The organism is Bacillus sp. AFS023182, from assembly GCF_002560575.1.
GTDB lineage: Bacteria > Bacillota > Bacilli > Bacillales > Bacillaceae_G > Bacillus_A > Bacillus_A arachidis.
The window spans coordinates 76566-94277 of sequence record NZ_NTRO01000030.1 but is presented as its reverse complement, the minus strand read 5'-3'; the positions used below and the strand labels follow the sequence as shown (position 1 = coordinate 94277).

The window sequence follows — 17712 nt, the reverse complement described above, 5'->3', positions numbered from 1 at the left end:
GGGGGCGAAACGACCGGAGATTCTAGCCGCTGAAGCTGGATATAACTAAAAGCGGAAGCGGCTCTTTCAGAATCGCTCCCAAAAAGGCTATCGCCACGTGCGATAGCCTTTTTTTATTGGCCGTTTCTCATGATATATCAGCGACTCGATGATATAACATAAATCAAGTCAATTGAAAAAGCTATCGCTACATGCGATAGCTTTTTACTGTTTATTTTGCACATATGCCGCTAGCGCTTCTAAAGCCGCTTCTGCATCTGAACCTTCTGTTATAATCGTTATATTGCTGCCAGATCCAATCGCTAAGCTCATAATCCCCATTATGCTCTTTGCATTGACTGTTTTACCATCTTTCTCAATAAAAATATCAGCATGAAAACGATTTGCTTCTTGTACAAACAACGCAGCCGGACGTGCTTGTAAGCCGTTTTTTAATGCAACCTCAACTTGTTTCTGAACCATAGCTCCCATTTCCCCTTTACCGTTATTTTTTTGCTACCGGTTCCCCCGCGCGTAATTTCTCTGCGATTTCATCGATTTTACGTAAGCGATGATTGATACCTGATTTACTGATTTTCCCCCCAGATACCATCTCACCTAATTCTTTCAATGTTACATCTTGATAACTAATGCGTAATTGTGCAATCTCTCGCAATTTGTCTGGCAAGACATCCAATCCAACTGTCTCATCAATGTAACGAATATTTTCAATTTGCCGTAAAGCGGCACCAATTGTCTTATTTAGATTGGCTGTTTCGCAATTCACTAAACGATTGACCGAATTACGCATATCGCGAACAATACGAATATCTTCAAATCTCAACAATGCATTATGTGCACCAATAATGTTTAAAAACTCCGTAATTTTCTCCGCTTCTTTTAAATACGTAATGTACCCTTTACGCCTTTCCAGCGTCTTACTATTTAAATCAAATCCGTTCATCAGTTCACATATAGAATCATTATGTTCCTTGTATAACGAAAAGACCTCTAAATGATAAGATGATGTTTCTGGGTTATTTACTGAACCACCTGCTAAAAATGCACCTCGTAAATACGATCGCTTGCAACATTTCTTTTCAATCAATTCTTGTGAGATATTGCGGATAAACGAAAAGTCTTCCCTGACAATATGCAAATCTGCTAAGATTTCACGAGATTTCTCAACAAGCCGAACGATATATACATTATTTTTCTTCAGTCGCATTTTTTTACGGACAAGCAATTCTACCGTCACGTCATATCCTTTTTTCAGCAATGTGTAAATTCTTCTCGCAATTGCCGCATTTTCTGTTTGAATATCAATCGAAAGACGACGGTTTGAAAAAGAAAGTGATCCGTTCATTCGAAGCAATGCTGATAGTTCTGCTTTCTCACAACACTCCTTCACCTGAAGCTTTGTCAGCTCTTTCTTTGTTTCTGATGCAAATGACACAGCCCCACCTCCTTATACGATATTTTGGAACAAAAATCTTGTCCTATATGAATGAGTAGCGTTATCTCTCCTGAGATAACGCATGCTTATAACAACGAATATAAGATAGAAGCTAATTTCAATGTATCATGCCTAACAACTTGATCATCATACTTTGCTAATTCATCTTGAATTAAACTAATGTTACTTTCCGCAAAACGATCTTCGTCAATCACAACAGGTTCAGACATTTCTTCTGCATACAAGTTACGTAATTCAGCAGGAATATCATGATTATTTACAATCGCTGTATCGATGAAAGGCGCCCCAAGATGATCATGTAAAGCCTGCACATGATCAAATGCTGTATATTCCATCGTCTCTCCAGCCTGCGTCATGACATTACATACATATATTTTTTTTGCCTTTGCATTAAGAACAGCGTCACCAATTTTTTTCACAATTAAGTTTGGCAAAATGCTTGTGTACAAACTACCTGGACCAAAGACAAGTAAGTCTGCCCGCTGAATTTCCGTTAACGTCTCATACAGCGGCTCTACATCACCTGGTGTTAAAAATACACGATTGATCTTTTTTCCGAAGTACGGAATTTTCGATTCGCCTGTTACAATTCTCCCATCTTCCAGTTCTGCATGAAGCACCACGCTTTGATTCGCCGCGGGTAAAACACGACCTCTTACATTTAAAACTTTACTAGTTTCTGTAATAGCATGGAAAAAGTCGCCTGTAATCGAAGTCATACCCGCTAACAATAAATTGCCTAATGCATGACCCGTTAAACCTTCTCCGGATGTAAAACGATGTTGAAATAAAGCTTCCACAAGCGGCTCTACATCTGATAACGCAACAAGTACGTTACGAATGTCGCCTGGTGGTGGAATTTCTAACTCATCACGCAATCTACCAGAACTGCCACCATCATCGGCTACTGTAACAATCGCTGTAATATCAACAGGATACTTTTTCAATCCTCGTAATAAAACAGACAGTCCAGTTCCGCCTCCCATGATAACAATCTTAGGTTTTCTCTCTTTTTTCATCCCTTAATTGCCCTTTCTCTTCTCCACATCACGATGAGATACATGAACGATATATTCTGGTTTCAAATGTTTTCCAAGGTATTCTGTAAGCGTAACAGAACGATGTTGTCCACCTGTACATCCAATTGCAATTACAAGCTGACTCTTGCCTTCTCTTTTATAATGCGGAAGCATGAAAGTAATAAGATCCGTCAGCTTTTCTAAAAACTTATGTGTCTCATTAAATTTGAGCACATATGACGAAACTTCTTCATCCAGTCCTGTTAACGGCTTCATCTGTGGAATATAATATGGATTTGGTAAAAAACGAACATCAAATACTAAATCTGCGTCAATTGGAATGCCGTACTTAAATCCAAATGACATCACATTTACACGAAATGCTTGCTCGTTTTCTGTTGAAAACAGATGAACAATTTTTTCGCGCAATTCTTTCGGTTTTAACTCAGACGTATCAAGTACAATATTTGCTCTTGCCTTCATGTCTGTTAATAAACCACGTTCCGCTTCAATTCCTTTTAACGGAAGTCCTGTCGGCGCAAGCGGATGCGAACGTCTTGTTTCTTTGTAACGCGTTACAAGAGTGCTATCTCTCGCATCTAAGAATAAAATATGAGGAATAATCCAAGTGCGTTCTGATAAATCATCAAGCGCTCCCCATAAATGCTCAAAAAATTCGCGGCCACGTAAATCAATACCAAGTGCCACCTTGTTCATTTTCCCTTTCGAGTCTGCCATAAGCTCAACAAACTTTGGCAATAACATAGGTGGTAAGTTATCTACACAAAAATATCCTAAATCTTCGAAACTTTGCAGCGCTACTGTTTTTCCTGCACCGGACATTCCTGTAATAATTACCATTTTAATATCATTATTCGCTGTCATTGTATCCCCTCCATGACGGTTTAGCTTGGATCCAATCGATATGAAAGTAATTCAAATTCTGGTGTATATACAAACGTACCGTAGATTATTCCATTTCCTTTAATTAAATAATCAATAATGTGATAGTCTCCCGGCGCCATTGCTAATTCATCAATTTTATCAAGTGTATGCCAGCCAATGATGCCTTCTTCGCTTTCCAATTTGTTTTCTCCTGCAAAATCTGTCGCTAAAAAGGAGAACATCATCCATTCAGAAACAACTTTATCACCTTCTTGGATAACAAAAGTGAAGACCCCCTTTAACGCTGGGTTCTTTAAATAAATACCTGTTTCTTCACGATATTCGCGAACAACGGATTCTCTTACTGTTTCACCGCGTTCCATTTTCCCACCTGGCGCAACCCACCAGTTTCGACGAGGTTTTTGTAATAGGAGAACTTCATTACCTTTAATTAACACACAGTTCGTGACTCTTTGCATGCTTCTTCACCTCAGCTACTTATGATGAATTTCTTCATCACATACTTATTTCATTATACTATCAAAAACACTTTGTCACAATGAAGGAACTCCCAACCTAATTGAACTATCCCCACCTCCCCCTACACGAGCTTGAGGTGGGACATCCTACTGTTTCTACCCTAGCAAAAACACTTCCTCTTGTTCTGCGAAAAGGATTGATTTTCTTAAAAAAGAAAAAAACGAGAAGACCCCATCATCACTTCATGTAGAGGAAGGGGTCTTCTCGGTTAAAATGATAAAAAACCTCGTAATTTATATATCTCATAAGCAATTATGCAGATATTAAGTGCGACTTTTAGCAGCAGAGGTTTCTCTTTTACTCATTATTCAGTAATCCCCCTTAAGAGAGAAAACTTAAATTCTTATTGATCATCCACAATAATATACGCTGTTCTTATTGGCCCATGTACACCTACAACGAGATTCATTTCAATATCTGCACTATTTGACGGACCAGAAACGAAATTCAAACAAGCTGGTAATTTATCTCCCGCTTTATTTTGATCGTGAATGACTTTCGTAGCTTGGGTTAACCTTGGCACAATCGTACTTTTAGGAACAATTGCAATATACGATTCAGGAAGAAGGCTAACATGCCTTCCTTTTAATCCATCATTAAATAGAACAACAGTTCCTGATTCAGCAAGAGCGATATCACTGAATGTAATGCCAAGGTCAGCAGCTTTCGCAAATTCTATATTCTCTTCTTTATGATCTAAACCCCACTTACGAAAATGTATTGTACCTTCATTGCTTAAAAATTGACCGAGACCATATTCCTTAAACCGTTCATCATTAGAATACATAACAGATTGGATATTCCATTCTGTTAAAAAAGATTGTAATGTTTCAACAAGCCTGTCCTTTGTTGTTCGCTTAACTTGTGTGTGAATTACCTCGCATTGCTCTATTAACTTTAGTACAAGTTCATCTTGTGTGAATCCGTCAAAAACAGTCCACTGCGGAGAAAAAGACCAGTTCGGTTTTTTCACCGCTTCCGGACGTTTTCTGCCAAGCTTTTCTGATAAGTGGAGTAAAAATTCCTCACGATTTTGGATGGCCATTATCGTTCTCCTTTACACGTTTTTTAAACCAATCTCTAAACGACTGTTTTTCTGGAACTGGAAAATCTCTCGCATCTGTCCAAGCTTTTAACGGCCCGATTCCACGCTCAATCTTATCCCCTTTCGTAAGAGGCTTTAACGCATACGGAGCGGTCTTTGCAGCAAGGGAAAACAATCTAGAGCTATTCACCGCTTTTTCAAAACCTTTCATAGCTACATTCCAGGCTACAGGTGATTGTTTCGCTTCTTCTACAATGCGGCGGCGATGTTTAATTAATAAATCGTGTAACGGTATTTTCACTGGACACGCTTCTGTGCAAGCACCACAAAGGCTAGATGCATAAGGTAAATCTTTATATTCATCATATCCTCCTAAAAGCGGCGTCAACACAGCTCCAATCGGTCCTGGATAAATGGAGCCATACGCATGTCCTCCGATATGCCGATATACGGGACATACATTAATACATGCCGCACAGCGAATGCACTGAAGAATACTTTGAAATTCTGTTCCTAAAATATTAGAACGACCATTATCAACAATGACTAAATGAAATTCCTCAGGTCCATCCGTCCCACCAGGCTCGGTTAATCCCGTAATATAACTTGTTAACTTTTGTCCTACAGAACTCCGGCATAGAAGAGTTACTAGAACATCAAGTTCTTCCCATGTCGGAACAATACGTTCCATTCCCATAACTGTAATTAACGTTTTCGGAAGCGTTGTGGCAAGTCTTGCATTTCCTTCATTTGCCACGATAGAGATAGACCCAGACTCTGCAACAGCAAAGTTACATCCTGTCACCCCTACATCCGCTGTAAAAAAATCATCACGCAAATAATTCCTTACAAACCTCGCCATTTCTGTAGGATCAGATGTTCCAGTATAATCTAACTTTGTTTTAAATATTTCACAAATGTGTTCTTTATCCTTATGAAGACACGGAACAACAATATGTGATGGAGGATCGTGGTCGTTCACTTGCAGAATAAATTCGGCAAGGTCCGTTTCTAACACTTCTCCTCCAGCTTCTTCAATCGCTTTATTTAAACTAATCTCTTCCGTTACCATAGATTTTGATTTCACAATTTTTTTCGCATTTTTCTTTTTTACAATCCCTTTTACATATTCCCTTGCGTCTTCTGCAGTCTTCGCAAAATAAACAAAACCACCGTTTTTCTCAATATTTTCACTCAGTTGATATAAATAATAATCAAGGTTTTCTAATGTATGCTTTCGAATTTCTTCTCCTAAAGCTCGCCATTCCTCCCAATTCCCCAGACTCTCAGTAGCTTTTAATTTCTTACCTCTAAGACCATCTTGCGCTTTCCTGACAGCCTTTCTCATGAATTGATCCCCTATCCCTGTTTCAGTACGCTTATGAAAGGGATCGTTCCCAATTTTCATTCCCATCTTTATATCCCCCTCTTACTTTCGATCTTCATTTAATACTTGAGCAATATGTTTTACATCAATTGGATAACCATTGCGTGTTAAACGTCCTTTTATATTCATTAAGCAGCTACAATCCATCCCGATTAACAGCTCCGCACCGGTTTCCATAATATGCTTTACTTTTTCATCTACCATTTGTTCAGAGATTTCTGGCATTTTCACTGAGAATGTGCCTCCAAATCCACAGCAATCATAATTATGTGGTAACGAAACAACTTCCAACCCTTTTACACATTTTAATAATTTTTGCGGTGGTTCCTTAATCCCCATTAATCGGCTCATATGGCAAGATGTATGAACCGTTGCTTTTTTATGAAGCTCCGCACCTAAGTCTTCTTTTCCTAATACTTCAACAAGAAATTGTGTGAATTCATATGTTTTATTTGCAAGTTCAGTAGCTTTTTTCTTCCACTCTGCTTCACTTTCAGAAAATAAGCTAGCAAACTCATGAACCATCATCGCACAAGAGCCTGATGGCGCTACAACATATTCTGAACCAGCAAAAGCCTCAATCATATGTTTAGCAGCTGTTTTTGTTTCTTTATGATAACCGCTATTATAAGCAGGCTGTCCGCAGCAGGTTTGGTCTTTAGGGAAGTCAACTTCACACCCCAAATCTTCAAGAATTTCTACGACATCTTTTCCTACTTCTGGATAAAAAACCTCTGCAACACAAGTGATAAATATTGACACTTTCAAATTTGACACCCCCAAATAAAGTAAAGTAGCCTGTCATAAATTGTCCTTTTACAGGCGATTTACTTTCCTACCAAATGTTGAGAGGAAAGATAAAGCAGAAAAGTAAGCTCTAGTAACATTTCACCAAAATAATCATTTTTGTATATTATTGGTAAAAAACACAGAGAATATAAACACAAATAACAAAAAAGTGATTGAGAGCTATCTCTCAATCACTTTTTCTTACTAAAATACGATACAATTACAAATCCCAAAATAAACGTAATAATAGAACTTACAATCGACATACCACCGGTCGGAATCCCTGGAAACACTACTGCAATCGATCCGATAACAAGCCCGATAATTGAAGCGAATGTTGCACTTTTAAAATGCGCTATTAAGTAGCTAATTCCTTTACTACTCACAACAAACCCAACCATAACACCTGCACCAATGACTGCAATGAGCGGCAAGTTTAATGTTGTTAACGCATTAATCGCTGTTGGATATACACCGATGATTAATAAAATAAATGATCCACTAATCCCCGGAAGAAGCATAGCCATACTCGCCATCCAACCTGATAAGAATAACCCAATTGTATTTAAAATTGTTAAAGAAGTAATTGGATCTGCTGCTTTATCCGGTTTTAAAAATGCTGTTACAGCTACAAGTACCGCTGAAACAATTAGTATAACAATATGTCCTGTTTTAAATGTTTCCTTTGCATTTGCTTCCTTCATCAACATTGGTAAAATACTTAAAATTAAACCAAGGAAGAAAAACTGCGTTGGTTCATAATGATTTTCCAGTAAATACTTAATCACATGACTTAATGTTAAAAATGCCGCTGCCACACCAGCGCCAAGCGGAATCAAAAAACCTAAATGCTTTTTCCATTCACGACTAAAGAATCCACTAAGTGCCGCAAGCAACCCTTCATAAATTCCTAATACAACAGCAATTGTTCCGCCGCTTACACCAGGAATTAAATCACTAACTCCCATACAAAAACCACGGTATATATTACGCCATTCCATACTGAATAAACTCCTCATTTCTCATAATCGTTTTTTCCGTAGATTCTAGTATAACAATAACTTTTGGTGTACTCCATGAGTAATTTAACAAATATTTTACATTTCAAACGAAAAATAAAGCAAGCTACCTTCTATGAAGATAGCTTGCTTCTCAAAAAAGACTCTTACCCTTATTATTCTGTTACAGTTTTTAATTCCTCTAGCAGCTCTTCTACGTAGTGCTGTGCACTTTGCGCCGCGATACTACCATCGCCAGTTGCTGTTACAATTTGACGAAGCATCTTTTCGCGAACATCACCAGCTGCAAAAATACCAGGAACTTTCGTCTCCATACGTTCATTTGTTTCAATATAACCATTTTCATTTGTAATGCCAAGCTCAGTAAATGGTTTTGATAGTGGTAACATGCCGATATAAATGAAAGCACCGTCTGTTTTAAACTCTTGCTCTTCACCAGTGTTCACATCTACAAGTGTTACACTACCTACTTTACCCTTCTCTTCATTGATTTCTTTTACAGTATGATTCCAAATGAAGTCCACTTTCTCATTTTGGAAAGCACGGTCTTGCAGGATTTTCTGTGCACGAAGAGCGTCACGGCGGTGAACGATTGTTACTTTTGATGCGAAGCGTGTTAAATACACACCTTCCTCAACAGCAGAGTCTCCTCCACCAACAACAACAAGCTCTTTCCCTTTAAAGAACGCGCCGTCACATACTGCACAGTATGATACACCGCGGCCGCCAAGTTCTTTTTCACCTGGTACACCTATTTTTTTATACTCGGCACCACTCGCAACGATAATAGCGCGTGTTTTATATTCTTTTTTACCAGCTACAACTGTTTTATATTCTTTACCATCAATGATTTCTTTCACATCACCATATGCATATTCAGCACCAAATTTCTTTGCATGCTCAAACATTTTATTTGATAAATCAGGTCCTAAAATAGATTCATAACCTGGATAGTTTTCTACATCTTCTGTATTTGCCATTTGTCCGCCTGGAATACCACGTTCAAGCATAAGCGTGCTTAAATTCGCACGAGATGTATACACTGCAGCTGTCATCCCAGCTGGTCCAGCACCAATAATAATGACATCATAAATTTTTTCTTCTGACACACTATTCACTCCTATTCATTCCTACCGTGATTTACCCTTATTATACTGTTAGCATCTGTTTTTTCCCAATGATTTGCCTATGCATGAGTACGCTTGACTACCTGCACATATTTTCTCACAGTTGCCACAGATACATTATATATATTTCCAAGTTCGGCCTGTGTCATTTTATTTTTCTGCTGACCGCGCACAATATATTCGATTGCGGCAGACCAACCAAACACATTCGTAAAGACCGTTCCAGATGTATATAAACGTATAAACGTACAAAACCAAAAATGCAAGCATTCTTCAATTAATTCATCTTCTTTATTTGTATAATTATATAAAGCATCCGCAACCCGAATACATTGTTCAAACGGTTGTAACTCGCTCGGAATACTCTTATGGCTATTCATCAAGAAGAAGTATTTTGCCAATTGCGAAACAATCGGCACACGATTTTTCGCCTGCATCACATCAAAGAAAAAACCAATTTTCTCAGGTGTTGTTAATTCATTCATTAAATATAGTGCTAACATTTGTTCTTCCAACGTTTCACTTTGCTGGAAAGATTTCCGTAGCTCTTCAAATAAAACATTCTGTCCCTCATCAGCTAGATTTAAAGCATTCCACGGCTCTTTCCCTTTTTTATCAGGATGTAATTCTACAACAGATTGCCACATCTTTTCCGCTGTCTGTTGATCTTTTATCATATAAGCAGAGTATGCGAACCAATAGTAAAAGCTGACATCTCCTTCATAGCCTTGGCGCTTTAATAACCTTAACCATTTATATGCCGATTCAAAGTGACCAATTGTTGCAAATGTTGTTCCTAGCTTTAATCGATGCTCAAATGATATCGGATATACTGATTCTAGTTGATTTGCTAACGATTCTGCTTGCTTGTGCTCTCCAATTGAATATAGAAAAATAAGCGTATTACATAACGCATGCATATTACCAGGATTTTTCTCTAAAATCATTTCTGTTAACTTTAATGCTTTATCTACATTTCCTAACTGAAAATGAGCAATTGCTAAATTATTATAACCCGACCAAAATTCTGGATAATCTTTCGTAACAATTTCAAGTGTAGCAATCGCTTCTTCTAATTGTCCGTTACGAATGTAACGATTCGCCTCTTCCTGCATAACAATTAGTTCATCTTCATCTTCAAGCTCTTCCGCATCCATTGATTCTTCTTCCATAATCTCAAGTAACTCTAACGTCTCTTCCACAAATTCTTTCTCTGTAGCTATCTCTAAATATTGCTCCGCATACTTCTTTGCTTGCTGAAACAGACCAAGATATGCGTAATTATTTGCTACAAAATAATAACACTGTTCAATATCAGCTTGTGAACGGATAAGTTTCAAGAAAATTTGATTCGATTCTTGATACTCTCCCACCTCAGATAATACAGTTGCTAATTGACATAAAATAAACGGCTCTTTCTCACTTTGTGCCGCTCTACGAAAATATTTAATCGCATCTTGTAATTTATGACCTTGATAAGACCTCATCCCTTTTTTATAAAAGAAATCAGCTAATTGATTAAATGAGATAACTTGTCCGTTCTCCTTAAATATTCTTTGATTTTTCCCCATATATCCTCCAGTTTTTTGTTTTCTTCGCTCATACACTTTTCTATTTATAAGTATAAACGATTCCGTAAAAAACAAAACAGTATATTATAATCAATTATTTCCTTTTTATTCATAAAAAGAGAAGGAAAATGTTACATTTTTAACATTGACCTTCTTCTCTAGCTGCCATTTCTTCCTTCGTATAAATGATACGCATTGGATTTCCACCTACAAAAGCTCCACTTGGTACATCACGATGAACGAGCGTACCTGCTGAAACAATAGCACCGTCACCAATCTTCACACCTGGCAATACAGTTGAATTCGCTCCAATCATCACTTCATTCCCTATGATTACTTCTCCAAGACGATATTCCGTAATTAAATATTCATGAGCTAAAATCGTTGTGTTGTAGCCAATTACTGAATTCGTTCCAACTGTAATCTTCTCCGGAAACATAATATCTGGCATTACCATAAGTGCAAATGATGTTTGCTCTCCGACTTTCATTCGTAAAAATGTGCGATACAACCAATTTTTCATAGATAAAAATGGTGTATATCGTGCAATTTGAATAACAATAAAATTTTTCATTACCTTAAAAAAAGACACTGTTTTATATACATTCCATAATGAATTTGCTCCTGAAACAGGGTAGCGCGTTATACGTCGCACTTTGCTCTCTCCCCTTATCCACTTACTCAGACAAAATAGATAATAAATCACTCATTTTATCTAATACATAATCCGGCTTATACGATTCTAAGTATTCTCTACCTTTAATCGTCCATGCAACCGCTGCTGTTTTCGTGCCTGCATTTTGTCCGCCTACTATATCATGATGGTTATCTCCAACCATTAAAGTTTCTTCTGGTTTCGCATCCAATAGTTTTAATGCTTTTTGAATAGGTTCTGGATGTGGTTTCACATGCTGTACATCATCAATTGTCACAACAACATCAAAGAACTCATTTAACTTCGAAAGCTTTAAACCCATTTCTACTGTTTGTCTTGCCTTCGTTGTTACAATTCCAATTTTATAATCTTGTTTCTTTAATTCCCGAACTGTTTCATAGACAGTTTCATATTCTTCCACTAATTCGTCATGATGGTCATGATTATACTGACGATAGCACTGAATCATCTCATCCACTTTATCCTCATCCATTGAACTAAACGTCTCATGCAAAGATGGACCGATAAATGGCAATACATCCTCACGCTTATACTGATCTGGATAGTACTTATGTAACGTGTGTAAAAAAGAAGAAATAATAAGTTCATTTGTATTTATTAATGTTCCATCTAAATCAAATAACACTGTATTTATTTTCATATGTTAAAGTCCTTTCACTGGCTAAATATGAAAGAAGCAGCATCTCATATAAGATGCTACTTTTTTCTAGTTTTCTGAATATCTTTTATCAGCTTGCCCCATTTTACGTCTCACAATAATGAAAATGATTGAAATCACAACAAGCCCGATGGACACCACTTGCGCAATGCGAAGCGGCCCTAACATTAAGCTATCCGTACGTAAGCCTTCCACAAAGAAGCGTCCTACCGAATACCAAATTAAGTACGTAAAGAATAATTCACCACGACGTAAATTCGCTTTGCGTAATAACAATAATACAATTACCCCTGCAAAATTCCATAATGATTCATATAAGAACGTTGGATGATAATATACTCCATCAATATACATTTGATTCACTATAAACTCTGGTAAATGTAAGCTCTCTAAAAACTGTCTTGTTACTTCACCGCCGTGAGCCTCTTGGTTCATAAAGTTCCCCCAGCGTCCAATTGCTTGCCCAAGAAGAATACTTGGTGCTGCAATATCAGCTAGCTTCCAGAATGAAAGACCACGCTTTCTCGCAAAAATAATTCCTGTAATAACCGCTCCAATTAAGCCACCATGAATCGCCAAGCCACCTTGACGAATATTAATAATTTGGCGTGGGTCTTGCATATAATATTCCCACTCAAAAATAACATAGTATGCACGTGCGCAAATAATTGCAATTGGTACTGCAATTAAAACAAGATCAATAAAAGTATCTTTTGGAATACCTAATCGTTCACCCTCGCGTGTAGCTAACCAAAGTCCAAGCAAAACACCTGTCCCAATAATAATCCCATACCAATAGACTGGGAATGGTCCAAGTTGAATCGCTACACGATCTAGCTGTGGTACAGAACCTAACAGCATATGTATGACCTCCCTCTTCCAAATTACTCTTGATTTCCTAGCTCAATCGCACTCATTAGACGCTCTGAAAATTGCTGAGCTGCATTGACTCCCATTCGTTTTAATCTGAAGTTCATCGCTGCTACTTCAATAATAACAGCCAAGTTTCGACCAGGACGAACTGGTAGTGTAATCTTCGTAAGTTCTGTATCTATAATTTTCATTTTCTCTTCATCAAGACCGAGGCGATCATAATTTTTCTTTTGATCCCAAATCTCAAGATTAATTACAAGTGTAATACGCTTATAGTTTCGCACCGCACCTGCACCAAATAGCGTCATGACGTTAATAATACCTAGACCACGAATTTCTAATAAATGCTCAATTAAATCTGGAGAACTTCCTACTAGCGTATCTTCATCTTCTTGACGAATTTCTACGCTATCGTCCGCCACTAAGCGATGACCACGCTTTACAAGCTCAAGTGCTGTTTCACTTTTCCCGACACCACTTTGACCTGTAATTAAAACACCAACTCCGTAAATATCTACTAATACACCGTGAACGGCAGTTGTTGGCGCTAACTTACCTTCTAAATAGTTCGTTAAGCGACTTGATAATCTTGTTGTCGTTTGTGCAGAACGCAAAAGAGGTACACCAGATTCACGTGACGCTTGCAATAATTCCTCAGGTACATCTTGACTACGAGTTACGATAATACAAGGCGTCTCTTCTGTACAAAGAGCTGTCATTCTTTCTTGCTTCTGTTCGCTTGTTAATGTATCAAAAAACGTAAGCTCTGTTTTTCCAAGAAGCTGCACACGATCTGCTGGATAATATGTAAAGAATCCTGCCATTTCAATTCCAGGTCGCGATAAATCACTTGTATCAATTGGACGATGAATCCCTTCTTCACCACTTACTAATTCCAATTGAAATTGTTCAATTAAATCTTTTGTCCTTACTTTTGGCATATGTAAACCTCCACTCCGCTGCGGGTTCAGTCTCATTTGATGTAAAATTCCATTCTAACCGATATTGTACCATTTTTTTCTGAAAACAAGAAATATGGTTTCTAGTAAATAGAAAAAAACATTTCATGAGCGTCATGAAATGTTTTTCTTTTTGTCATTTTTCTACTTCTTTTCAGCTAATGGCTCGACAATTACTTTATCAATTAGCATATTTAAAATCGAAATACAAATTGCCGCCAGAATTGCTACACCAAATCCTGATATGTTAAAAGCGTCACCTAATAAAGAATCTGTCATCTCTAACGTAATTGCATTAATTACAATTAGGAAGAAGCCAAATGTTAAAACAGTAATCGGTAACGTAATTAAAATTAATAACGGTTTTACAAACACATTTAAAATCGATAAAATAATGCTCGCGATAATCGCGGTTTGTATGTTTTCTATGTAAAATGCGTCTGGTGCAATTCCCTTCAGAAGACCTGATACTACAATTAACACAACGCTATTTACAAGAAGTGATAGAATCCATCTCATTTTCTTACACATCCTTTTGACATATATACTTAATCATACGCTAATGGATTGTAAACGCCAAGTGACCATTTAAAAAACGATACAAAACCTTTCCTTTTTAGTGAGAGAGAGCGTCCGCCCATGCATAGAAGCAGGACCCATGACATGCGAAGACAGAAGGGGAAACTGAATAGAGGCCACCTTTGGACCTCGGAACCATGATTTGTATGATAAAAATCGAAATGAGTTTATATAACAACTTATTCCAGCCCTTATACTTGTATACCTATTACGCTAAATCCTCTCCCAAACCAAAGCAAGGAGCCAGCCAATCGGCTTAGCTCCCTACTTCAACCTCTTTCATTTTCTCTTTCATACGAGCTGTATCACGCTGTAGAATTTCTTTTAAATACTTTCCTGTATAGGAACGCTCTTCTTTAACCACTTGTTCCGGTGTACCCGATGCAACGATTTGACCACCTTTGTCTCCACCTTCTGGACCAAGGTCAACAATGTAATCAGCTGTCTTAATTACATCTAAATTATGCTCAATTACAAGCACTGTCTCACCACTTTCAACAAGTCGCTGTAATACTTCTAGAAGGCGTGCAATATCATGTGCATGTAAACCAGTCGTTGGCTCATCTAAAATATATAACGTACGACCTGTAGAACGGCGATGTAATTCAGATGCTAATTTCACACGCTGCGCCTCACCGCCTGATAGCGTAGTAGCCGGCTGTCCTAATTTCATATATCCTAGTCCTACATCTACAAGCGTCTGTAATTTCCTTTTAATTTTCGGGATATTCGCAAAGAACTCTACCCCATCTTCAATTGTCATTCCTAATACTTCAGAAATGTTCTTATCTTTATATTTTACTTCTAACGTTTCGCGGTTATAACGTTTACCGTGACATACTTCACACGGAACATATACATCCGGCAAGAAGTGCATTTCAATTTTTATAATTCCATCACCGCGGCAAGCTTCACAGCGACCACCTTTTACGTTAAAACTAAAGCGTCCCTTTTGATATCCACGTACTTTTGCTTCATTCGTTTGTGCAAACACATCACGAATATCATCGAACACACCTGTATATGTTGCTGGGTTTGAACGTGGTGTACGCCCAATTGGTGATTGATCAATATCAATAACCTTATCTAAATGCTCAAGACCTTTAATATCCTTATGTGCTCCTGGCTTACTCTTCGCCTTATATAACTTCTGCGCTAAGGATTTATATAAAACTTCATTGACCATCGTACTTTTTCCAGAACCAGATACACCAGTTACTGCAACAAATGTCCCAAGTGGGAATGACATCTTCGCATTTTTTAAGTTATTTTCTTTTGCACCAATAATCTCAACTTTACGTCCGTCCCCTTTACGTCTTTCAAGTGGAACCGGAATAAACTTCTTCCCGCTTAAATATTGACCAGTTAATGAATTTTCATCATTCATCACTTCATCTGGTGATCCGGCTGACACAACTTGCCCACCATGAATTCCTGCACCAGGGCCGATATCAATCAAGTAATCTGCTGCCATCATTGTATCTTCATCATGTTCAACAACGATTAGCGTATTTCCTAAGTCGCGCATTTCCTGTAATGTACGAATCAGACGATCATTATCACGCTGATGCAAACCAATGGAAGGTTCATCTAAAATATATAGTACGCCAGTAAGACTTGAACCGATTTGTGTCGCTAAGCGAATACGCTGTGCTTCACCACCTGATAACGTTCCTGCTGCACGGCTTAAAGTTAAATAATCAAGTCCAACATTAACTAAGAAACCTACTCGCTCTTTAATTTCACGTAAAATTAAACGAGCAATTTGTTCTTGCTTCTCAGTCAATTCAATGTTGGAAAAGAAATCATACACTTCCTGAACAGAGTACTTCGTTACATCCGCAATTGTTTTCTCGCCAACAAAAACAGCTAAGCTTTCTGGCTTCAAACGGCCCCCCTTACATTTCGGACACGTCTGCTCCGCCATGTACTTCTCCATTTGTTCGCGAATGTAATCAGAACTCGTTTCACGATAACGACGTTCGATATTTGGAATAACACCTTCAAATAAAATCTCACTTTCTTTCACTTGTCCAAAGTCATTCACATAGCGGAAATATACCTTTTCTTCGCCGCTTCCGTATAGTACTTTATCAAACAAATCTTTCGGAATATCTTTAACAGGCATATCCATATCAATTCCGTAATGATTGCACACAGATTGTAGCAATTGTGGATAATACTGCGAGCTTGTCGGTTCCCAAGGAGCAATCGCATGCCCATTTAACGATAAATCCCAGTTTGGAATCACAAGTTCTAAATCTACTTCCAGTTTCGAACCAAGTCCATCACAAGTCGGACAAGCTCCAAACGGGCTATTGAAAGAGAACATACGCGGCTCTAATTCACCGATTGAAAAACCACAATGCGGGCAAGCATGATGCTCACTAAATAAAAGTTCCTCTTCTCCAATCACATCGATTAATACACGACCTCCGCCTAGTTTCAATGCGCTTTCAAGAGAATCTGCAAGGCGGCTTGCAACCCCTTCTTTCACAACGATACGGTCAATTACGACTTCAATGGAATGCTTCTTGTTTTTATCTAACGTAATTTCTTCAGACACATCAAGCATTTCTCCATCAACACGAACGCGTACATAACCTTGTTTCTTTATATCTTCTAACACTTTCACATGCGCACCTTTACGGCCTGATACAATCGGTGCTAACACCTGTAATTTCGTACGTTCTGGATATTCAAGTACACGATCTACCATTTGTTCTACCGTTTGAGATGTAATTTCAATCCCGTGGTTCGGGCAAATTGGCGTCCCAATACGCGCAAATAATAGACGTAAATAATCATAAATCTCCGTTACTGTTCCAACTGTTGAGCGCGGGTTACGGCTCGTCGTTTTTTGATCAATTGAAATCGCTGGAGATAGACCTTCAATTGTATCCACATCCGGTTTATCCATTTGTCCTAAAAACTGGCGCGCATACGCGGATAAAGACTCCACGTACCTGCGCTGCCCTTCGGCGTAAATCGTATCAAATGCTAACGATGATTTCCCTGAACCAGACAAACCTGTCACAACAACGAGCTGATTTCTCGGAATGGTTACATCAATATTTTTTAAGTTATGCGCCCTCGCACCTTTTACAACGATAAAATCTTTGCTCACTA

17 protein-coding genes are annotated in these 17712 nt (G+C 38.0%); all 17 read right to left on the bottom strand.

The features are described 5' to 3' along the window. Positions 1-204 precede the first annotated feature (204 nt). On the bottom strand, positions 205-462 hold the full coding sequence (locus CN288_RS16290) for an HPr family phosphocarrier protein (RefSeq protein ID WP_026594080.1): 258 nt from the start codon (positions 460-462) through the stop codon (positions 205-207). Positions 463-484: 22 nt separating this feature from the next. Next, positions 485-1435, bottom strand: a complete 951-nt coding sequence (gene whiA / locus CN288_RS16285; protein WP_026594079.1) for a DNA-binding protein WhiA — start codon at positions 1433-1435, stop codon at positions 485-487. Positions 1436-1521: 86 nt separating this feature from the next. Then, the gene (locus tag CN288_RS16280; protein ID WP_026594078.1) at positions 1522-2475 is read right to left on the bottom strand and encodes a gluconeogenesis factor YvcK family protein; all 954 of its coding nucleotides are present in this window, start codon (positions 2473-2475) and stop codon (positions 1522-1524) included. Between the two features lie 3 nt (positions 2476-2478). After that, on the bottom strand, positions 2479-3360 hold the full coding sequence (gene rapZ, locus CN288_RS16275) for an RNase adapter RapZ (protein ID WP_026594077.1): 882 nt from the start codon (positions 3358-3360) through the stop codon (positions 2479-2481). 20 nt (positions 3361-3380) lie between these two features. Further along, on the bottom strand, positions 3381-3839 hold the full coding sequence (locus CN288_RS16270) for an NUDIX hydrolase (protein ID WP_026594076.1): 459 nt from the start codon (positions 3837-3839) through the stop codon (positions 3381-3383). A gap of 404 nt (positions 3840-4243) precedes the next feature. Next, positions 4244-4945 carry a LutC/YkgG family protein gene (locus tag CN288_RS16265; protein ID WP_026594075.1) on the bottom strand — a complete coding sequence of 234 codons (702 nt, stop codon included), beginning with the start codon at positions 4943-4945 and terminating at the stop codon, positions 4244-4246. Next, entirely contained in the window at positions 4926-6359 is a 1434-nt protein-coding gene (locus CN288_RS16260) for a LutB/LldF family L-lactate oxidation iron-sulfur protein (RefSeq protein WP_026594074.1), read from the bottom strand. The genes CN288_RS16265 and CN288_RS16260 overlap by 20 nt, the downstream gene beginning before the upstream one ends. A 15-nt stretch (positions 6360-6374) precedes the next feature. Further along, complete coding sequence (locus CN288_RS16255; protein WP_098302624.1) at positions 6375-7100, bottom strand: (Fe-S)-binding protein; 726 nt, start codon at positions 7098-7100, stop codon at positions 6375-6377. Between the two features lie 212 nt (positions 7101-7312). Beyond that, positions 7313-8122, bottom strand: coding sequence for a DUF368 domain-containing protein (locus tag CN288_RS16250; RefSeq protein ID WP_098302623.1), 810 nt, complete (start codon positions 8120-8122; stop codon positions 7313-7315). A 173-nt stretch (positions 8123-8295) separates the two neighbouring features. Then, the gene (gene trxB / locus CN288_RS16245) at positions 8296-9249 is read right to left on the bottom strand and encodes a thioredoxin-disulfide reductase (protein ID WP_026594071.1); all 954 of its coding nucleotides are present in this window, start codon (positions 9247-9249) and stop codon (positions 8296-8298) included. Positions 9250-9326: 77 nt separating this feature from the next. Continuing rightward, on the bottom strand, positions 9327-10838 hold the full coding sequence (locus CN288_RS16240; RefSeq protein ID WP_026594070.1) for a tetratricopeptide repeat protein: 1512 nt from the start codon (positions 10836-10838) through the stop codon (positions 9327-9329). A 139-nt stretch (positions 10839-10977) separates the two neighbouring features. After that, positions 10978-11493, bottom strand: coding sequence for an acyltransferase (locus CN288_RS16235; RefSeq protein ID WP_026594069.1), 516 nt, complete (start codon positions 11491-11493; stop codon positions 10978-10980). Between the two features lie 22 nt (positions 11494-11515). Beyond that, positions 11516-12154 (bottom strand): pyrophosphatase PpaX, encoded by a 639-nt coding sequence (ppaX, locus tag CN288_RS16230; RefSeq protein ID WP_026594068.1) that lies wholly within the window; start codon positions 12152-12154, stop codon positions 11516-11518. Between the two features lie 66 nt (positions 12155-12220). Further along, positions 12221-13033: a prolipoprotein diacylglyceryl transferase gene (gene lgt / locus CN288_RS16225; protein ID WP_098302621.1), complete on the bottom strand. Its 813-nt coding sequence runs from the start codon at positions 13031-13033 to the stop codon at positions 12221-12223. Positions 13034-13056: 23 nt separating this feature from the next. Next, positions 13057-13986: an HPr(Ser) kinase/phosphatase gene (hprK, locus tag CN288_RS16220; RefSeq protein ID WP_035415741.1), complete on the bottom strand. Its 930-nt coding sequence runs from the start codon at positions 13984-13986 to the stop codon at positions 13057-13059. Between the two features lie 162 nt (positions 13987-14148). Continuing rightward, positions 14149-14523, bottom strand: a complete 375-nt coding sequence (locus tag CN288_RS16215) for a phage holin family protein (protein WP_026594065.1) — start codon at positions 14521-14523, stop codon at positions 14149-14151. Positions 14524-14839: 316 nt separating this feature from the next. Continuing rightward, entirely contained in the window at positions 14840-17710 is a 2871-nt protein-coding gene (gene uvrA, locus CN288_RS16210; protein ID WP_098302620.1) for an excinuclease ABC subunit UvrA, read from the bottom strand. Between the last annotated feature and the right edge of the window lie 2 nt (positions 17711-17712).

Coding starts and splice junctions, on each gene's coding strand:
- CN288_RS16240 (WP_026594070.1), bottom strand. CDS start 10,838: ATGGGGAAAAATCAAAGAATATTTAAGGAGAACGGACAAGTTATCTCA.
- ppaX (WP_026594068.1), bottom strand. CDS start 12,154: ATGAAAATAAATACAGTGTTATTTGATTTAGATGGAACATTAATAAAT.
- CN288_RS16250 (WP_098302623.1), bottom strand. CDS start 8,122: ATGGAATGGCGTAATATATACCGTGGTTTTTGTATGGGAGTTAGTGAT.
- CN288_RS16290 (WP_026594080.1), bottom strand. CDS start 462: ATGGTTCAGAAACAAGTTGAGGTTGCATTAAAAAACGGCTTACAAGCA.
- CN288_RS16280 (WP_026594078.1), bottom strand. CDS start 2,475: ATGAAAAAAGAGAGAAAACCTAAGATTGTTATCATGGGAGGCGGAACT.
- CN288_RS16270 (WP_026594076.1), bottom strand. CDS start 3,839: ATGCAAAGAGTCACGAACTGTGTGTTAATTAAAGGTAATGAAGTTCTC.
- CN288_RS16215 (WP_026594065.1), bottom strand. CDS start 14,523: ATGAGATGGATTCTATCACTTCTTGTAAATAGCGTTGTGTTAATTGTA.
- CN288_RS16260 (WP_026594074.1), bottom strand. CDS start 6,359: ATGGGAATGAAAATTGGGAACGATCCCTTTCATAAGCGTACTGAAACA.
- rapZ (WP_026594077.1), bottom strand. CDS start 3,360: ATGACAGCGAATAATGATATTAAAATGGTAATTATTACAGGAATGTCC.
- CN288_RS16265 (WP_026594075.1), bottom strand. CDS start 4,945: ATGGCCATCCAAAATCGTGAGGAATTTTTACTCCACTTATCAGAAAAG.
- hprK (WP_035415741.1), bottom strand. CDS start 13,986: ATGCCAAAAGTAAGGACAAAAGATTTAATTGAACAATTTCAATTGGAA.
- lgt (WP_098302621.1), bottom strand. CDS start 13,033: ATGCTGTTAGGTTCTGTACCACAGCTAGATCGTGTAGCGATTCAACTT.